Annotated in this window: 19 protein-coding genes; 7 read left to right on the forward strand and 12 right to left on the reverse strand. The window is 44.3% G+C overall.

The annotated features are described in order from the left end of the window. Positions 1–29: 29 nt before the first annotated feature. Complete coding sequence (locus MHB85_RS26060) at positions 30–905, forward strand: AraC family transcriptional regulator (protein ID WP_341073931.1); 876 nt, start codon at positions 30–32, stop codon at positions 903–905. A gap of 74 nt (positions 906–979) precedes the next feature. On the opposite strand, the gene MHB85_RS26065 is transcribed toward MHB85_RS26060, so the two are convergent. Further along, a complete protein-coding gene (locus tag MHB85_RS26065) occupies positions 980–1,729 on the reverse strand; it encodes a DUF3600 domain-containing protein (protein ID WP_091020778.1) in 750 nt (249 codons plus the stop codon). After that, positions 1,716–2,303, reverse strand: coding sequence for a sigma-70 family RNA polymerase sigma factor (locus MHB85_RS26070; protein WP_091020777.1), 588 nt, complete (start codon positions 2,301–2,303; stop codon positions 1,716–1,718). Before MHB85_RS26070 ends, MHB85_RS26065 begins: the two co-directional genes overlap by 14 nt. 855 nt (positions 2,304–3,158) lie before the next feature. On the opposite strand from MHB85_RS26070, the gene MHB85_RS26075 reads away from it, so the two are divergent. From MHB85_RS26075 to MHB85_RS26095, 5 genes are all read left to right on the forward strand, one after another. Beyond that, positions 3,159–3,662, forward strand: coding sequence for a DedA family protein (locus MHB85_RS26075; RefSeq protein WP_091020776.1), 504 nt, complete (start codon positions 3,159–3,161; stop codon positions 3,660–3,662). 41 nt (positions 3,663–3,703) lie between these two features. Further along, positions 3,704–4,270, forward strand: a complete 567-nt coding sequence (locus tag MHB85_RS26080) for a class I SAM-dependent methyltransferase (RefSeq protein WP_091020775.1) — start codon at positions 3,704–3,706, stop codon at positions 4,268–4,270. A gap of 57 nt (positions 4,271–4,327) precedes the next feature. Next, positions 4,328–5,008, forward strand: a complete 681-nt coding sequence (locus MHB85_RS26085) for a response regulator transcription factor (RefSeq protein ID WP_091020774.1) — start codon at positions 4,328–4,330, stop codon at positions 5,006–5,008. A 235-nt stretch (positions 5,009–5,243) separates the two neighbouring features. Beyond that, positions 5,244–6,101: a HAMP domain-containing sensor histidine kinase gene (locus MHB85_RS26090; protein WP_373419914.1), complete on the forward strand. Its 858-nt coding sequence runs from the start codon at positions 5,244–5,246 to the stop codon at positions 6,099–6,101. 34 nt (positions 6,102–6,135) lie between these two features. Continuing rightward, the gene (locus MHB85_RS26095) at positions 6,136–6,714 is read left to right on the forward strand and encodes a class I SAM-dependent methyltransferase (RefSeq protein WP_179198690.1); all 579 of its coding nucleotides are present in this window, start codon (positions 6,136–6,138) and stop codon (positions 6,712–6,714) included. A 4-nt stretch (positions 6,715–6,718) separates the two neighbouring features. Here the strand turns inward: MHB85_RS26095 and MHB85_RS26100 are convergent, their stop codons facing one another. From MHB85_RS26100 to MHB85_RS26130, 7 genes are all read right to left on the reverse strand, one after another. After that, positions 6,719–7,501, reverse strand: coding sequence for an SDR family NAD(P)-dependent oxidoreductase (locus tag MHB85_RS26100; RefSeq protein ID WP_091020773.1), 783 nt, complete (start codon positions 7,499–7,501; stop codon positions 6,719–6,721). Positions 7,502–7,587: 86 nt separating this feature from the next. Continuing rightward, on the reverse strand, positions 7,588–8,166 hold the full coding sequence (locus MHB85_RS26105) for a TetR/AcrR family transcriptional regulator (protein ID WP_341073932.1): 579 nt from the start codon (positions 8,164–8,166) through the stop codon (positions 7,588–7,590). Positions 8,167–8,227: 61 nt separating this feature from the next. Further along, positions 8,228–9,226: an NADP-dependent oxidoreductase gene (locus MHB85_RS26110; protein WP_341073935.1), complete on the reverse strand. Its 999-nt coding sequence runs from the start codon at positions 9,224–9,226 to the stop codon at positions 8,228–8,230. A gap of 307 nt (positions 9,227–9,533) precedes the next feature. Then, positions 9,534–10,619 (reverse strand): alkene reductase, encoded by a 1,086-nt coding sequence (locus MHB85_RS26115; RefSeq protein ID WP_341073936.1) that lies wholly within the window; start codon positions 10,617–10,619, stop codon positions 9,534–9,536. Between the two features lie 62 nt (positions 10,620–10,681). Further along, positions 10,682–11,440, reverse strand: coding sequence for an SDR family NAD(P)-dependent oxidoreductase (locus MHB85_RS26120; RefSeq protein ID WP_341073937.1), 759 nt, complete (start codon positions 11,438–11,440; stop codon positions 10,682–10,684). Positions 11,441–11,702: 262 nt separating this feature from the next. Next, positions 11,703–12,491, reverse strand: coding sequence for a TrmH family RNA methyltransferase (locus tag MHB85_RS26125; protein ID WP_341073940.1), 789 nt, complete (start codon positions 12,489–12,491; stop codon positions 11,703–11,705). A 26-nt stretch (positions 12,492–12,517) separates the two neighbouring features. Next, entirely contained in the window at positions 12,518–13,219 is a 702-nt protein-coding gene (locus MHB85_RS26130; RefSeq protein WP_341074279.1) for a potassium channel family protein, read from the reverse strand. 128 nt (positions 13,220–13,347) lie between these two features. Between MHB85_RS26130 and sspI the strand changes: the two genes are divergently transcribed. Next, positions 13,348–13,581 (forward strand): small acid-soluble spore protein SspI, encoded by a 234-nt coding sequence (sspI, locus tag MHB85_RS26135; RefSeq protein ID WP_036673259.1) that lies wholly within the window; start codon positions 13,348–13,350, stop codon positions 13,579–13,581. Between the two features lie 227 nt (positions 13,582–13,808). Here the strand turns inward: sspI and MHB85_RS26140 are convergent, their stop codons facing one another. From MHB85_RS26140 to zwf, 3 genes are all read right to left on the reverse strand, one after another. Continuing rightward, positions 13,809–15,392, reverse strand: coding sequence for a peptide chain release factor 3 (locus tag MHB85_RS26140; RefSeq protein WP_047841330.1), 1,584 nt, complete (start codon positions 15,390–15,392; stop codon positions 13,809–13,811). Between the two features lie 353 nt (positions 15,393–15,745). Further along, on the reverse strand, positions 15,746–16,144 hold the full coding sequence (locus MHB85_RS26145) for a DoxX family protein (RefSeq protein WP_341074280.1): 399 nt from the start codon (positions 16,142–16,144) through the stop codon (positions 15,746–15,748). 372 nt (positions 16,145–16,516) lie between these two features. Beyond that, entirely contained in the window at positions 16,517–18,067 is a 1,551-nt protein-coding gene (gene zwf, locus MHB85_RS26150; RefSeq protein WP_341008866.1) for a glucose-6-phosphate dehydrogenase, read from the reverse strand. Positions 18,068–18,104 lie beyond the last annotated feature (37 nt).

Here is an 18,104-nt window from a genome sequence, read left to right on the forward strand (position 1 = left end):
CTATCTTGTGCATGATAAGGGAGGCATTCATGATGTCCATCTTCCTGGGAGAACAATTTAAGCTGGTCTGTCGCCGTACATCCAACACTACGTTTCGCGAAGTGTTCCATGCTCACTCGCAGCTGGAGATAACCTATATTCACGAAGGATACGGGCAGTTGATAACCGAAGGTCAGGTTTTCTCCCTTGAACCCGGTATGCTCATGATTTTTCGACCTTTTCAATTGCACCACTTCCAGATTCAAGTATCCAGTCAGCAGCCTTTCATCAGAAACGTGCTTATGTTTGAGCTTGAAATATTAAAGACATATTGGTCGCATTTTATGACGACTCACCGTTTCATACATGACCTGCTGGGAGAGCACTCTCCGATTCACCCGATCCGACTTCCTGCCACTTCCCCACTCATTCAACGAATGGAACAATTCGATAAGACCTATCCAGAACTACTACCTCATGAAGCAGTGGAGGATACTTGCCTCTTTATACTTGATTCACTTACGCAACTACGTTACTTATGGAAAGATGTTGTCATTCAGGATCTAAAGGCACATTCCGTATCCAGTTCAGTAATGCTTCATCCTCATGCAGAAGCCATCATGCAGTGGATTGAACAGCATTACCAGGAGCCTTTTCGTTTGGAGGATATCGCAGAGACACTTCATCTATCCCCCTATCATCTATCTCATGTATTCAAAAAAGCGACTGGCACCACCATCGTTGCTTATGCTCAAGCCACCCGCATTCGTCATGCCTGTGTGCTGCTCACCCGTTCCTCCCTTTCCGTTCCCGAAATCGGTCACCGTGTCGGTATGACAAGCCCCTCCTACTTTTGCAAAGTATTCCGTACTACCACAGGCTCTACACCACATCAATATCGGCTGAAGGTGCAGGGGAGGAAGTAATGGATCACCACATAAAGAAAGAAGCGAAAGAATTCACTTCTCCGCTTCTTCTCCTCTTTCACAGTTCACCCGATTCAACGCACATTAAGCTCCAACCGTTTCAAATAGGGAATTAGACGTCTCTCTAGCTGCCTCAAATCATCCTTTTGCTCCGCTGACAAGCGTTCCTCATGGATGCTTCCATCCTTGTCCAATATCATCGCTTCATACTTCTTCATTTGTTCATAGACAGACTTAAACTCACGATATTGTTCCTTGGTAAATGTCTTCTCAGCCCGTTCCAACTGCTCCGTCCAGAATTGTTGCTCGTCCATCAATTTTTTGGAAGACCCTTCACTCACAGCTTCCAGCTTCTCGAAAAACGGTTCCAGCTCAGCTACAAGAAGGTTATATTGTTCCTGCTCCTCTGTACTCCACTGCTCAGGATGCATGTTGCCTTGAGAATCGGCATACTTCACGGCCATTTGCCCCATTTTCTTCAGCAGGGCCATGTATTGAATAAATTCTCCTTCACTGAAATGCGTCTTGGCCGTCTGCAGTTTCGCTTCCAACCTCATATAATCCTCAGCTGTTCCCCCCATAGCAGCGATATTTTCCTGTGAACCATATATTCCGTCTGCGAGATAGGTGTACCCTGCGTAGGCTCCGGTGGGGATAATGAGTACAACAGCCAATAGCCCAGTGACCAGCCATCTTTTTTTATTTCTTCTAATGTGAGAATCACTTCGAATACCATCCATCATTTTATGTTTAATTCTCGCAGGAACGGACCATTCTTTAGTCTCTTCCTGGTAGGCTGTCCGCAACTGTTCATCGAGTTTCATGCAAATCCTCCACCTTTCCCCGCAACCTTGGATTCATCTTCTCTTTTTGTCTCAACTTTGCCAGTGCCGCATGTATACGCGATTTCACGGTTCCAAGTGGAATCTCCAATATGCCAGCAATCTCCTCTTGCGTGTATTCGTTCAAATAATGAAGTGTAACCACCTGCTGCAGCTTGTACGGCAAACGGCGCACCTGTTGCAGCAAAGGACGATTTGCCAGTTTGTTGATCAGATCAGTGGAAAAATCATATTCCATTCCCACGTCAGATTTTTCGAGCCGCTTGCCAAACCGAAACTGCATCAATCTTTTGCGTCGATAACTCTGAACCTGTCGCATCGTCACCCCCATCAACCAGGGACGAAAAGCACGCTCCGTATCATATCGCGCCAATGATCGATATGCCTGAATGTAAATCTCCTGTACTACATCCTCCGCGTCAGACTTATCCTTGATGAGAAATCGCACAGTGTGATATATCCTCGTCACTGTTTTCTCATATAATTCTCCATATGCTTCTTCATGCCCCGCCCGTATTAACGTTACAAGTTCTATGTACTCATCTTGCTCACTCATTATCCATCCCCCTCCTCCTTACACTATATATTGGCATGCCAGCATCATATCGTTCGATTTATTTATTGAATGAGTAGGTACGGCTGAATCTGATACAAAAATGTCCTCTGGTGTTTATCATGATATAATATACCTAATTTTGATATAATTGGAGGTTCTGCATCTGAGTTATAAGATCCCCTTTGGTCTTTTGATATTATCTATATCGATCGTCTGATTTATAATCTCCAGAACAAACCTTGAGCCCTACCCCACGGGATACAGACTTGTTGGGATCTTGGTTATCTTATCATCTCTTTTTCTTTCGAAAGCGGTTATAAGGGAGTAACTTAGCAGGGGTGGTCACTACTGTAATGAAACTTTTCAGCAAATTGTACTCAGAATATCTCCTGATTCCACGACCTTTACGTTTGTTGTTTTTGTGGGGGTGGATTGTTTTGTTTTTTATTGCTGGTGCCAAACTCAGATGGTTCTACTTCCTACAATAAACTGATTTTAAAGAAGTCTACTCCCCTGGGACATCAAAAAGAGCTGAGTCGTCATTATGACATCTCGGCTCTTCTTTGATGCTCATCCAATTCCTTGCATATAAAGATATAGGTATTCAACTCGAGCTCGCTCATACGTTCCTTTTGGAGACAAACTTTATTTGATATTCAGAAATCACTTGATCACCGCTCCTGAATTGTTCTACCTGTTCAAGTCTTGCCATTAATTTGGCAAGGCTTTTTTCTCTTAAACGTAAGTTATTTGGCCTTGCTTATGTATTCTTTAGATTTTCTTCAGAATTATGCTCATTAATTCCTTAGTTTTTTTCATTAAGATTGCTATATCGACAAGAGAGGAGGCAAAACAATGATCAGTAATACGATCTTAGAGCTACTACATCAGTATGGATATCTGATTTTTTATTTTGCCTTCTCATTAGGGCCTTTCGGAATTCCAATTCCAAATGAAATCACGATTATCAGCGGTGCCATTTTGAGCCACACAGGAGTTATCAATTCATGGATCACATATTTCTGTATTTTATCAGGACTATTAACGGCCATTACCTTTGCCTATTTTGCAGGGAAGTTATTTGGAACCAAGATAAAACACAGATTTCAACATCATAAACACTTCGTCAAGGCTGAACTCATCCTGAATAAGAGTGGCAATTGGGCGATGTGCATCGGTTTGTTCATTCCAATCGTGCGGTATGTTCTCCCTTTGGTCATTGGGCTGAGCGGCGTCCAGTATAGAAAATTTGCTATTATCTCCTATTCCAGTGCTTTGTTATGGACCATAACGTATTTTACAGCGGGAATTTACTTCGGCGGCCCCATACTATCGACGCTTCATTTATTACATTTCTAACTGGTTTGGATAACATAACATCACATTATGGAGGAACCCCTATGAATTCCAATGAACCTGTTTTATTTTTGAAAAGCTTTCTGCAAAGCCCTAAACATGTCGGCAGTATCATACCCAGTTCCCGGTTTCTCGCCAGCAAAATGGTGAAGCAAGCCTCTTGGCTAGAGGCAAAAGCAGTCGCCGAGCTTGGATCGGGTACAGGTCCTATCACTCGCTATATTCATCAACAAGTACAGGATTCCACCAAAGTCCTATTGTTTGAGATGAACGAAACGATGAGGAATACTCTTAAGATGGCATACCCGGAGTTCTCTTGTTATCCAGACGCCGCTCGATTGGTAGAATCTATGAATCAAGAGGGCGTTCAGCAACTCGATTACATTTTTAGCGGGTTGCCCTTCTTCAACTTTGAGCCTGAATTAAGAAATACGTTGGTAGAGCAGATCCATAAGGCACTAAAACCCGGAGGATTATTCATCGCCTTTCAATATTCACTTCAAATGAAAAAATTATTATCCGAACACTTTATCATCGAAAAAATAGAATTAGTGCCTTTGAATATCCCACCTGCGTTCGTTTATGTCTGTCGCAAAAAGGAAACAATTTAAACATTCCTGGCTATCGTTTACACTGATGTTATCCTAATTTTTAAGGAGTGTTGAATCATGAGTACCATTCTTGTTGTTGATGATGAACCCGATATCCGTGATGTCATTCATGTCTATTTACGTAACGAAGGATATCAGGTCATTGAAGCAGCCAATGGTGAGGAAGCGCTAAATATTATCAATACAACATCGGTTCAACTCGTTATTCTGGATGTTATGATGCCCATTATGGATGGAATCAAAGCCTGCTTCAAAATAAGAGAAGTATCACCCACTCCCATTATTATGTTATCCGCCAAGGAAGAAGACATTGATAAAATCACGGGCCTAACTACCGGGGCCGACGATTACATGGTCAAACCGTTTAATCCGTTAGAATTACTGGCTCGCGTTAAGGCTCAGCTCCGACGTCAAACACTCATTGGCAAAGCTGAATTTGATTCACTTCTCCTGATTAAAGACCTTGTCGTTGATACGAGTAAACATTCTGTTAAGCTCAAAGATAATGACATTTCACTTACACCACTGGAGTTTTCCATTCTGGTGCTGCTCGCCAGCCATCCTGGACAAGTATTTAGCTCCGAGAAAATTTACGAAACCGTATGGAAAGAACCTTACGGGTATTCGGATAATACGGTGATGGTTCATATTCGTAACCTGCGAGAGAAATTGGAAGCAAATCCGCGCGAACCTCAGTACATTAAAACGGTATGGGGAGTGGGATATAAAATTGATTAAACCATTACCACATTTTAAAAAAAAGATACAGATTAACATCCTATATCAAATGTTGATCAGTTTATTGATTTCATTTGTTGGCTCTGTGGGTGTAAATAATATGTTGATCATAGCTGCCGCAGAAATTAGTGAAAGATTTAATTGGCCTTCACTTCTTCACATTTTTCCTTATGTTTTAACACCAATCTTCATCGTAATTTTCACGTTAATTTTTTTGTTTTCCACACGAAAAATTGTGAGAGATCTCATTACATTAGAGAAAGGGCTTCAATTCATATCCGAAGGAAATCTGAATTACAGGGTGCCCGTTAATCGACAAGATGAACTTGGGCGAGTCGCTTCCAACATTAATCACATGACTGAACAGTTACAGATGCAGATCATCAAGGAGCGCGAACTGGAGCAATCCAAGATGGACATGATCACTGGCATCTCACATGACCTGCGTACACCGCTTACCAGCATAATTGGTTATATTGAGCTTCTCAAATCAGAATCATTTCAAGACAAAGCAGAGTATGATCGTTTCATCCAGAACACCCATAACAAAGCAACGCATTTAAAGAAGCTGCTTGATGATTTATTTGAATACACACGTCTTAACGCAGTGAATACCCAATTGAATTTGAAAAAGGTTGACCTACGTCAGCTATTGGATCAATTGTTGTTTGAATTCGAACCTTTAGCTCAGGAACATGGGATTCGTATTGAAAAAAAACTTGGTGAGGCTCCGATTATGGTCTCTCTGGATAGTGATAAGATTGCACGAGCCATCGACAATCTCCTCATGAATGCACTGAAGTATTCCTTTAAACCGGGCACAATTCATGTTCGAATGAGTGTGCAGCCTAATCACGTTACCATTGAAGTAGAGAATAAAGGCATGCCTCTAACGATAGAACAAAAGAACAGACTGTTTGATCGCTTTTATAAGGTGGATTATTCGAGGAATAGCGAAGGCATTCAATCAGGATCTGGTCTGGGACTTTCTATTGCGAGAAACATTGCGGAGTTACATCAGGGGATTCTAACACTAGAACATACGCGTAACGTATTTATATTCCAACTAAGCTTGCCTTCTAACATCCAGTGAAACATCAATAGCATTGATAATGGAGGAAACCGCAATGAAAACATCTGAACCACTCCTTTTTCTGCAAGGATTCCTGAAGAACCCCAAACGAGTAGGCAGTGTCCTCCCCAGTTCCAAATTTCTAGCCTGTAAAATCGTCCAGTCTGTACCATGGGATGAGGTTAGAACCATCGCTGAACTGGGGCCAGGAACAGGAGCCATCACACGTCTCATGAGAGCACAATTACCGAAATCGGCAACCGTGTTTTTATTTGAAAGGGACCCCAAAATGAGAAGTAATCTGAAGAACACATATCCTGAATTCATGTTCCATTCGAATGCATCTTATCTATCAAAAAGGATCAATCAAGAACATGTTCATCAGTTGGATAGCATCATTTGCGGACTGCCCTTTTTTAATTTTTCCAGAGAAATGAGACAAAACATCCTGTCACAGATCCATACAGCGCTACGACCTGGAGGCACATTAGTTTTATACCAGTACTCTCTTCATATGAGGAAACACTTAGCTGAGTTATTTGAGATGGAGAAAATTCAATTTGTGCCTTTCAACTTTCCTCCTGTTTTTGTGTATGTTTGTCGTAAAAGACAAGATGAAGGACACACTCTATAAATGTTTAATGTCCTGTTTTGTCCTGTGAGGATCTAATCATGCGGGTCATCATCTTGCGCGGCAACAACCGCGGCATAAACGCGATGAATCGGTTTCGAGCACCAGGCATAATTAACGTCTTGCCACGCAAAAAACCTCGATACCCTTCTTCGGCCACCTGTCCCGCTTCCATGATTGGGCCCTGCAACATCTTCGAGACACCCATACCCGAACGATCCACAAATCCGGTAGATGTCAGACCTGGACACAGTGCTGTCACCGTAACACCAGTACCGTTTACTTCATTCTCCAAAGCTTCAGTGAACGATAGCACGTATGCCTTTGTTGCATAATATACCGACATCATCGGTCCAGGGAAAAAACCTACCAACGAAGCCACATTCATCACACCGCCGTGTCCACGTTGTATCATATCCGGCAAGAATAGCTTGGTCATGACGGTTAAAGCCTTGATATTCACGTCAATCATATTAACTTCTTGTTCCATATCCGTTTCCATAAACGTACCAAACAGACCGAAACCTGCATTGTTGACAAGATAGTCAACAACAATGCCCTTTTCCTTCAGCTCATGATAAATCTCCTGTGGTACCCCAGGTGCCGCTACATCTTTGGCAATAACCGTTGCCTGAATGCCATACTTTTTCTGATACTCCTGAGCTAGATCCTGTATTTTACCCTCGCTTCGTGCTACCAGCACAATATGATGTCCACCTTTGGCAAATCGATCTGCTAACTCTTTACCGATCCCGCCCGATACCCCTGTGATTAGAACTGTCTTTCTCATATCGTTACCTGCCTCTCTTTTCTATAAAATATGTTTCATCTGGAAGATCAATTAGAATGAACATTCTATAATGGTGAAAAAATAGACTACTTCAGTATGAGATCCATAGATAGTGTCGATATACGAAGAAGTTTTTCCTTTGTCGTTGAAGTCTTGGCCATCACCCTTAGCCCAACCCCTACATTATGCAGATATTCCGCCAATACCTCGGCGTTGTACTCCGTTGTGAATTCACCTTCTTGCTGTCCCCACACCATAATGTCCTTGATTAGTTTCTCCGTATTTGCAAACATCTCCGTTGATCGGTTGTTCATGTCTTCATCGCGTGACGCCAATTCTACCGTCGAATTAACAATGAAGCAGCCTGATGCTGGAGATTCCTCTCCATGCATTAAAGAACAAAATATAAACTGAAGTGCTTCCGTTGCCGTTTTGGAACGCTTTACGCCTGCTACAAGGGCAGAGCTGATTTTGTGATCATACAGATCTACTGACTTCAGAAACAAGGTATGTTTATCGCCAAATGTGTCATACAAGCTTTTACGATGAATTCCCATATGATTAACCAGCTCCGTCATAGACGTCTTCTCATAGCCTTGTTCCCAAAAAAGTCTCATCGCTTTGTCCAGTACAACAGACTCATCGAACTCTTTGCTTCTCGCCATTAGCTTCCCTCCTGTTCAGAAAACGAACATTAAATAGTATGAGCATCATCTTAACGAGCCTTTAAAAGGTAACAATGACTTTGCCCTGCGAGTGACCCGTGGAGACTTTAATCAATGCCTTTTCAATATCATCAAACGTATACGTAGAATCGATCGAAGGTTTAATGTCTTCTTTTTCCACAAGAGCTGTGATTTCTTGCAATTGAGCTCCACTGGAGTGCACGAATAAAAAACGATATTCATTTTGATTCTTACGCGCTAAAGAATCCAGGCGTGCACCTACGAGACCAAATAATGCTCTTTTCCACAACGGGAATTGACTGTCCACTGCAAAGCGATAATTGGGTCCTGCCTTCAAAGAGACTAACTTGCCCTGTGGTTTCAAAATGCTCAGTTCAGCTTTGATCTCATCCGCGCCCAAAGTGTCAATTACATAATCGATATCGGACAGAATGTCAGCATAATGTTGAGTTTTATAATCAATGAATTGATCTGCTCCAATAGATAGTGCACGTGCTCTGCCTCTTTCGCTTCCACTTGTAATCACTGTTAATCCCATGGACTTGGCAATCGGGATGGCCATCGCACCGAATCCACCAGTTCCGCCAGGAATAAACAACTTTTTATTCGGTTCAGCTCGGAGTACATCATGCAATGCTTGATACGCGGTCAGGGCAGTAAGGGGTACCGCCGCAGCTTCAATAAAGGACAGATTTTCAGGCATAATGGATAAAGCATCCTCATGTACAGATGCATATTCAGCAAAAGCACCAATTTTATTCAGAGGTAACCTTGTGTAGACTGAATCTCCCACTTTAAATTTCAAAACATCATCACCGACGGCTTCAATGACACCGGATAGTTCATTCCCTAAAGTTAAAGGTAACGCATAGTCGGCAATCATCCGAACACTGCCATTCATATTCAAGATATCCAGCGGATTTACACCCGCTGCTTTTACTCTGACAAGGACCTCATGGCTCTGAATCTGAGGTATCTCGATATTATTGATCTCCACTTGGATTTTTTTGGAGTATTTCTGTATTTGAGCTGCTTTCATCATTTATCCTCTTCCTTTGCTTATAGACTATATAAGTTGAACTAAAGATTATTTACACTGATACTACGATGACAGAACAACCCTCCAATCGCTGTTATCCCCAGATTTTTTTGATCCCCTTTCTAAAGGGAAAATCCGGTGATAAAGGCGAGGTGTATGCTTCCGAAGTAGCTTTCTTTCAGAAAGCTTGTAGCTTCGCTTTTTCAGGTTCTTTCTGTCCTCTACGTTATCGTGTAAATGATTAGTTCAACTTATGTAGGAACATGGCGCGCAATGTTCAGTTGTACGCCATGCTCCATGGTTGGTGCTAGTGTTGCCCCTCTAGCGACTTTAATTCTTCCAACGTAGGATAATCCGTGTAGCCCTTACTTCCCACGCCAAAGAAGGTTGCAGGATCTGCTTCATTCAGTGATGCACCTTGTTGAAGACGTTCCACCAAATCCGGATTGGCCAAAGACCATACACCAACCGGTACCAGATCAGCGAGACCACGATCTAGATCTGCACTGAGATCTTCTAACGTTCTTCCGGACCGGTTGACCAACAATGGATTCTGCCAAATTAAACGAATGTCTTGCAGCAGGTCCTCGTCTCCAAGATGCATGATGTGAAGGTACGCCAGATCCAATTGAGCTAATTCTTTTAAAAGGTAGCGATAGAGTTCAGGACCTTGTTCACCATCCTGAATACCGCCCAGTGGTGTCCCAGGCGAAATTCGGAAGCCAGTTCGTTCTGCACCTATTTCCTCCACGATGGCTTTCGTTACTTCAATCGCAAAGCGAGCACGATTTTCAATAGACCCGCCATACTCATCTGTCCGTGTATTTGAATTTTCTCCCAAGAATTGATTGATCAAGTATCCGTTGGCCCCATGAATCTCAATGCCATCCGCCCCTGCTTCGATCGCTGCGGCAGCTGCTTTTCGGAAATCGGCAATGGTCGTTTGAATATCCTCCTGACTCAATTCCCGGGGAACGGGGATATCCTGCATCCCTGTAGCCGTAAACATTTCTACACCCGGTGCGATTGCAGATGGAGCAACCGGTTGGCGATGATGCGGGGTATTATCCGGATGTGACATGCGACCTGCATGCATTAATTGGATATAAACATATCCGCCAGCTTCATGCACCGCATCCGTTACCTTTTTCCATCCTTCAATATGCTTATCGGTGTAGATGCCAGGTGACCACAAGTATCCCTGTCCATCATCGGAAGGTTGTGTACCTTCCGTAATCAGAAGTCCCATCGTCGCACGCTGAGCATAATAAAGTGCCGCCAACTCTCCAGGTGTACCATCTTCTTGCGCCCGACTGCGTGTCATAGGGGCCATCGCTAGTCGATGAGGCAATTCCATGTTGCCAACCTTTGTTTTACTCCATATCTTTTTCAATTGGATGTACTCCTCTTCTTATTTGAAATTTGGTGAAAGATGTATTCGTGGATGCTTCTGTATTAATTCAATTCTGAAATCACCGGGTAGATTGCACCTGTCAGTTGAAAATCATAGTTCTGATCTACAATCCCTACAACCACTTCGTTGTGGTCATACAGATCGATCATGAAGCCTGCCATTTCTTTAGCAGTATGATATTTGGACATATTCGCTTTGTAATCAAATCCTTCAGCATCTATTGATTTTTGAACAAATTCTGTTTCCGTGATCGCTGGTGCCAGGATCTTCGCTTTTAGTTTTGCACCTTTCAGATCCAGTTCACTGGCAAGACCTTCGGTGAAGGCACTTACATAGTATTTTGATGCAGAGTAAGCAACACTGCCTACAGCAATGGCATATCCAAGTGCGGATGAGACGTTAATCAATTGTGTCCCTTCGACATTCGCATAATCTCGCACATACAGTGTAGAAAGGATGGTCAACGATTCGATGTTAACACGCAGCATGGTCTCCACTTTATCCAAATTCTGTTCAGCAATGAACGAGCCTTCTCCAAGCCCTGCATTGTTGATCCAAGTCTCAATTTCATATTCCTTCAAATCGTTATATAGCGTGTACGCCTCTGCGCTAACAGACAGGTCACTTGTGTGAACGATAACACTCACATTAGGATCGATACCCTGAATAGTCGATTTAAGCTCTTCAAGCTTATCTAATCTTCTAGCTACCAAAATCAAGTGTTTGCCCCGTGCTGCAAATGCCAATGCCGTTTCATATCCAATCCCTGAACTTGCTCCTGTAATTACGGTGTATTTCATCTCATTCTCTCCCTCATATTCTTTAGATTAGTGTAATTTCAGTTTTGAGAACGATCGTTCTTTATTGTGCAAAAAAAACAGTTAGAACTAACTTGCTGTTAGCATATCATTTCTAGAACGAACAGTAAAGAATTATTTGTTTAAAGAATATGCTTCGAACGCACTTAGATAAGAATTAAAAAAGACTGGAATTGGTTTAATCAATCTTCAACCAGTATCCAGTCTTCATACATTTTTCACAAAATGTGAGCTATATTACTACCTATCTCATCCGCTGTCTCATCGCCTCAAATAACAAAATCGTCGCAGCCATTGCCGCATTAAGCGACTCCGCCTTGCCTTGCATTGGGATCGTAATTGCATCATCCACCAAGCGTGCCGTAGCATCCGAGATACCCTTGCCTTCGTTACCAATGACAAGCCATACCGACTGCGTAAAATCATAACTATAACATGAATGCTCTGCCTGCAAAGAAGTACTTACCAGCTTCACGCCCGCTGCCTTCGCTTCGGGAAGCACCGATTCCAACTGGCCCTCCACAATGGGCAAATGAAACAATGACCCCATCGTCGAGCGAATCGTCTTCGGGTTATATACATCAGCACTGCCCGCGCCAAGTACAACCCCAGCGGCCCCAGCGGCATCCGCACTACGGATGATCGTCCCCACATTACCCGGGTCTTGCACTCCGTCCAGTACCACAACAAGCCCCCGTGCTCCGGTAATTAGGCTTTCCAGTGGCTCACTGCCTTTACGCACAATTGCGAATACAGGCTGTGGCGTCATCGTATCCGTACATTTGGCGATAACCGCAGGAGATACACTAACCCACTCCACACGCTGTAGCGGATTCTCAAGCCCGGCCAGTTCGCTAGGTACGCCTTGCTCTCCGTCGTACACAATACACTCCAGATCCGCTCCAGCGCGCATTGCTTCCTGGAGCAGATGAATGCCCTCAATGATATATTTATGTTGACGGGTACGATGCTTTTTCTCCAGCAACTGTGCCCATTCTTTTACACGTGTATTTTGCGGTGATACAATATCCATCTTTCCATCCTTCCCATCTGCATCCATCACTTCGGATACGCAAGCTCCATTTTCGTCAAATGATCCTTGTGACCTACAATGATCAGCACATCTCCAGCTTCGATCCGGTCCTCAGCGTACGGCGAGATGTTCATCGAATTCCCACTGCGAATCGCCATCACGTTACAACCAAAACGTGCACGGATGTTTAATTCCATCAGGTTTTTGCCGATCATCTGCTCGGAAGCTCTCATCTCCAGAATGCTGTAATCCTCAGATAACTCGATGTAATCCAGTATATTAGGCGAGGTCAGATGATGGGCTACGCGCAGTCCCATATCCCGCTCAGGATAGATGACTTTGTCTGCACCAATCTTTTGCAGCACCTTACCATGAAGCTCATTTTGAGCTTTTACGATCAGCACCGGTACACCCATATCTTTCAATATCAGGGTTGTCAGAATGCTCGCCTGTATATCTTCACCAATCGCCACAACGACAACGTCGAAATTCCGTATGCCCAGCGCACGCAGCGCTTCTTCATCTGTTGAATCTGCCGATACCGCATGGGTCACCACATTGGACATTTCCTGAGTCCTCTGCTCGTCCGCATCAATTGCCAGCACATCGAATCCCATACCGCTCAGTGCATTGGCAACACTTGATCCGAAACGTCCCATACCAATTACGGCATACTGTTTCTTGGCCATTAGGGTCTTAACCTCCCGCTGCACTTCAGCATGAAGCATCATTACGGATACCCATGCTAACGTAAATAATCCTTCGTAGTATACCACAAAGCCCGATAAACTTGAATGCGCTCGCGCTTCCCAGGGAACAGTATAAGAGCAGCCGAATATACGAGGAGGGAATTGCGATGCCCATTACATTAAGCCTGCGTGAAGCGATTGTTCATAAAGTTCATGACAAGAGTGATGATCAGCTCCGGGAGATGATTGAAGGTTCAGTAGATGGACCGGAAGCTGCTTTACCTGGACTTGGCGCCATTTTCGAGATGATCTGGAAGAACACAGAACCTGCCAAGCAGGAAGAACTCATTCAAATCGCGCAGGAGCATCTGCACACCATTCCCGTTCAACCGCTTCGTTAATCGAAGCATTGAAGGGTAAGGTAACCATCAAACCGTTTGTTCTGTCTGCAAAAGAAAGCTTTCCCTTATTCGGCTGGTTATACCCGCCTCCAAGTAAGGTGTATAGCAATAGATCCCTCCGCCAATTGGCGGAGGGATCTTATTTATAACAAGCTCTATCTCATCACATGAACTTGTCGCGTTTAACTAACCTTTTAACAATATCCACGAAAGACTTCCGTCTTCACTTAAGGCGCAGTCTCCAGGAATTGAGCTGTAGGATTTTTATCCATAGCCGTTCTCATGGCGTACTCATTTTCGAAGAGCACTACATAATTCCCTTTTTTATCTTTTACAAGCGCAGAGTTAATCCGGAATTTGCTTGGGTCCAGATTCTCGTCCACAATCCAGCGAGCGAACTGATAAGGCATGCGCTGCAATTGCACGTCTACCCCATACTCGCCTTTCATCCGGTACTCAAATACCTCGAACTGAAGTTGACCAATTACGCCGAGGATTGTCTCGTCGAAACTTGCCGTCTGGAACACCTGAATGGTTCCTTCCTCCGTCAACTGATCAATTCCTTTTTGGTACTGTTTATGTTTCAATGCATTTTTCACAGTAACTTTGGCGAAAATCTCTGGTGAGAACGTTGGCAACTCCTCAAAGACAATCTCGCTGCCTTGGCTCAGTGAATCGCCAATCCGGAAGATACCCGGATCGAACAAACCGATAATATCGCCAGCATATGCCTCTTCAACAATATCCCGGTCTTGTGCCAGGAATTGCTGTGGCTGTGACAGCTTGATTTCTTTGCCCACACGAGTATGCTTTACACTCATTCCACGTTGGAACTTGCCTGACACAATACGCAGGAACGCAATACGATCCCGGTGTGCCGGGTTCATGTTTGCCTGAATCTTGAACACATAACCGCTGAATTTCTCATTCGTTGGCTGAATCTCTCCTGCCGTACTGCGACGTGGTTCAGGCTTCGGTGCCAGTTCCAGGAAGTTCTCCAGGAAAGTCTGTACGCCGAAATTGTTGATCGCACTACCGAAGAAAATAGGTGTCAATTCGCCGCGTTGAACTTTCTCCATGTCGAATTGGTCGCCCGCAATATCCAGCAACTCCAGATCCTGACACAATTGATCATGCAGGTATTCTCCTGCCATCTCACGGATAATCGGATCTTTGTAGCCATCTACCTTTTGCACTTTAATCGTCGAGTGATCGTCCCCTTGGAACAACTCCACCTGATTTTTCATCCGGTCATAGACACCGCACAGTTCGCGACCTGTACCAATAGGCCAGTTCATCGGAACCGAACGAATACCCAGTACATTTTCAAGTTCTTCCATCAGATCAAATGGGCTTTTACCCTCACGGTCGAGTTTGTTGATAAACGTAAAAATTGGAATGCCACGCTTCGCACATACCTGAAACAACTTGATCGTTTGTGCCTCGACACCTTTTGCCACGTCAATCAACATTACTGCGCTATCGGCAGCCGTCAGTGTACGATACGTATCTTCACTGAAGTCCTGGTGACCCGGTGTATCCAAAATGTTGACGCGATGATCCAGATAATCAAATTGCATTACGGAAGAGGTAACCGAGATCCCCCGTTGTTTCTCAATTTCCATCCAGTCACTTGTTGCGTGTTTGCTGGCTTTCCGAGCCTTTACCGTTCCCGCAAGGCGAATCGCGCCCCCGAACAGCAACAGTTTCTCGGTTAATGTCGTTTTACCCGCATCCGGGTGAGAGATAATGGCAAACGTCCGGCGTTTGTCCACTTCCTGTTGAAGAATTTCATTTGCAGCTTTGCTCATAGGTTTAATCCCTTTCGTCCGTTCATTCACGTTAATCCGGCATGGCCGGTCCATCATTCAATCTTTATGCAATCCGGCGAGGCCGGTTGATTGTACACTGATCATTTTACATACGATGTATTTACACACTAGATTAATTTTACACATTTACAATGGAGTTCATCCTCCTCAAATCTGTGCTTTCATGCATACCGTGAACTTCTTCTTAACCCAACTCTCCTATTGTACCATAATCTGTACCGAAAATAACCGATTACTACAGCAGATTCTTCTCTTTTCACTTGCAAAAAAAAGCACCCTTCAGCCATTTCCATGGCATCCAGGCACTCCTCATTCATTTTTATTTATCGGATTTAGAAAATCAATGCATCCAGTGCGTATTGTCCGCCACCCGTAAGGGCCAGCGCTACACCAATCACCAGAATCGCGAGATTATATTCGAATCCGTTCTGTGTGGACCAGTAACCGTTCGCACCATGCACTTTCACAATCGCAATGACCATCGTCAATGCAATCAGAATGCCACCTACCGGTGTGAGCAGACCCACAGCCAGCAGCAATCCGCCACCGAATTCCGCGAGTCCAGCCAGTAACGCCACCAATGCACCGGGTTTCATGCCCATCGACTCAAACCAGCCGCCTGTACCCTTGATCCCGTACCCTCCGAACCAACCAAACAGCTTTTGAGCCCCGTGCGCCATGAACGACAATCCAATCACCAAACGAATCAACAACAACCCTACATCCAACATCATTTTCTTTTTCCTCCATTCGATATATACAAAATAGTATTCTTAGATTAAAGATATTATGCACATTTTTTCTTCATGATTCTCTGTGACGCAAACCCCTTCAACTGGTTTACATTTTATCTCATGAATGATAACTTATCCGAAATGTTTGCCCGAATAAAGTTTGTCATTTGCGTAACTCTTTAACTCATGTGTTGAGTATAAGTTACATACTTACTTTTTGTCAACAACTTAATTTAAATTACTTATTTCCTTATGATGGATACCTACCTTTTCCTCCACTAAAAAGCCTGGGTACACCGCAAAATTTGCGATTTCCCCAGGCTCAGTCATGTTGTGTATGTTCTTATTACCATTGTTAATGCCCTTACCCTAACCATTCACTTGCCAGATCACGCTGTCCTCGTCCTGACCATTCACCGGCCACCAGTGGAATCCGTCCTGCTCCAGCAGCTTATCTGTCGCTTCTGGCCCCCATGTTCCAGCAGGGTACGTATGAAGTTCTCCCTGATTCTGTCCCCAGGCTGCTGCGATCCGATCCACAAAAGACCAGGCTGTTGCCACTTCATCCCAACGGGTAAAGTACGTAGAATCCCCCTCTGCCGCATCGTGCAGCAGACGTTCATACGCTTCAGGCGAGTTGATTCCTATCATGCAGCTCTGGCAGAAATCCATCGCAAGTGGCTGAATCTCGGAATCCGAGCCTGGTTTCTTGGCATTGATTTTGATATATATGCCTTCCATTGGATTTACCCGAATGACTAGCAGATTCGGTTCCAATTTATACTTTTTCCCAAGGTACACGTTGTTTGGCATCGACTTGAACTCCACTACGATCTCGGTCGTTTTCACCGGTAGACGCTTGCCTGTCCGAATGTAGAATGGAACACCCGCCCAGCGGAAATTATCAACAAATACACGTGCGGCAAAATACGTCTCCGTATTCGACTGCGGATCAACCTTGTCTTCCTGACGATACCCCGGAAGCTGCTTGCCACGGTATTCCCCTTCGGAATACTGTCCCCGCACAACGTTGTTGCTCACTTCCTCATCCGAAGTAAAGGCCCGCAATGAACGCAATACCTTCACCTTCTCATCCCGAATGTCTTCCGGGAATAGGCGACTCGGCGGCTCCATCGCAATCATCGTTAACATCTGAAGCATATGATTCTGCCCCATGTCACGCAGTGCACCGGAGTGATCATAATAACCACCACGTTCTTCTACGCCGACGGTCTCACCAAGCGTAATCTGAACGTTGGCAATATGTTTGTTGTTCCAGAGCGGTTCAAAAAAAGCATTTCCGAAGCGGATCACTTCGATATTTTGCACCATTTCCTTGCCCAGATAATGATCAATCCGGTAGATTTCCTCTTCACGGAATACCTCACGAATCTGCTCATTCAGATGTTCGGCCGATTGCAGATCATAACCAAATGGTTTTTCGATCACCAAACGGTTCCAACCCTGACTTTCCAGCATACCGCCGTCCCGCAAACTGTACGAGACACTGCCAAACAGCTCAGGTGCCAGTGCCAGATAGAACAGCCGGTTCCCCGGCGTGTTAAACTTTGATTCCAGATGCTCCGTCTGCGCACGCAGCTCTTTGAATCCGTCCACATTATTGATATCCAGTGCTTTGTATTCAAAATGATCGACAAAAGCGTTCCACTCATCAGGTTCCCCCGCTGGATAACGGCAGAACTCTTTAATGGATTCATAGATGTCTTCCCGGAATTCTTCTGGGGACCTCGGACGACGTGCTACGCCAATAACCGCAAAGTCTTCGGCAAGCTTGCCTTCACGGTAAAGACTGTAGATAGCCGGAAACAGCTTCCGGCGGGCCAAATCACCCGTTGCTCCAAAAATGAAAAATACTGCGCCTGGTGTCTGTACTTCATCTTGCAATTGTTTTTCAACCATGGGCTCCTCTTTCTTCCGGGAAGATAACCTTCACACT

This window comes from Paenibacillus sp. FSL K6-4396 (genome assembly GCF_038002525.1).
In the GTDB taxonomy this organism is placed as follows: Bacteria; Bacillota; Bacilli; order Paenibacillales; family Paenibacillaceae; genus Paenibacillus; species Paenibacillus amylolyticus_B.

Excerpts from the sequence above, each read along its gene's own strand:
- MHB85_RS26060 (WP_341073931.1), top strand. The coding sequence starts at position 30 with ATGATGTCCATCTTCCTGGGAGAACAATTTAAGCTGGTCTGTCGCCGT.
- MHB85_RS26065 (WP_091020778.1), bottom strand. The coding sequence starts at position 1,729 with ATGAAACTCGATGAACAGTTGCGGACAGCCTACCAGGAAGAGACTAAA.
- MHB85_RS26070 (WP_091020777.1), bottom strand. The coding sequence starts at position 2,303 with ATGAGTGAGCAAGATGAGTACATAGAACTTGTAACGTTAATACGGGCG.
- MHB85_RS26075 (WP_091020776.1), top strand. The coding sequence starts at position 3,159 with ATGATCAGTAATACGATCTTAGAGCTACTACATCAGTATGGATATCTG.
- MHB85_RS26080 (WP_091020775.1), top strand. The coding sequence starts at position 3,704 with ATGAATTCCAATGAACCTGTTTTATTTTTGAAAAGCTTTCTGCAAAGC.
- MHB85_RS26085 (WP_091020774.1), top strand. The coding sequence starts at position 4,328 with ATGAGTACCATTCTTGTTGTTGATGATGAACCCGATATCCGTGATGTC.
- MHB85_RS26095 (WP_179198690.1), top strand. The coding sequence starts at position 6,136 with ATGAAAACATCTGAACCACTCCTTTTTCTGCAAGGATTCCTGAAGAAC.
- MHB85_RS26100 (WP_091020773.1), bottom strand. The coding sequence starts at position 7,501 with ATGAGAAAGACAGTTCTAATCACAGGGGTATCGGGCGGGATCGGTAAA.
- MHB85_RS26105 (WP_341073932.1), bottom strand. The coding sequence starts at position 8,166 with ATGGCGAGAAGCAAAGAGTTCGATGAGTCTGTTGTACTGGACAAAGCG.
- MHB85_RS26110 (WP_341073935.1), bottom strand. The coding sequence starts at position 9,226 with ATGAAAGCAGCTCAAATACAGAAATACTCCAAAAAAATCCAAGTGGAG.
- MHB85_RS26120 (WP_341073937.1), bottom strand. The coding sequence starts at position 11,440 with ATGAAATACACCGTAATTACAGGAGCAAGTTCAGGGATTGGATATGAA.
- MHB85_RS26125 (WP_341073940.1), bottom strand. The coding sequence starts at position 12,491 with ATGGATATTGTATCACCGCAAAATACACGTGTAAAAGAATGGGCACAG.
- MHB85_RS26130 (WP_341074279.1), bottom strand. The coding sequence starts at position 13,219 with ATGCTTCATGCTGAAGTGCAGCGGGAGGTTAAGACCCTAATGGCCAAG.
- sspI (WP_036673259.1), top strand. The coding sequence starts at position 13,348 with ATGCCCATTACATTAAGCCTGCGTGAAGCGATTGTTCATAAAGTTCAT.
- MHB85_RS26140 (WP_047841330.1), bottom strand. The coding sequence starts at position 15,392 with ATGAGCAAAGCTGCAAATGAAATTCTTCAACAGGAAGTGGACAAACGC.
- MHB85_RS26145 (WP_341074280.1), bottom strand. The coding sequence starts at position 16,144 with ATGTTGGATGTAGGGTTGTTGTTGATTCGTTTGGTGATTGGATTGTCG.
- zwf (WP_341008866.1), bottom strand. The coding sequence starts at position 18,067 with ATGGTTGAAAAACAATTGCAAGATGAAGTACAGACACCAGGCGCAGTA.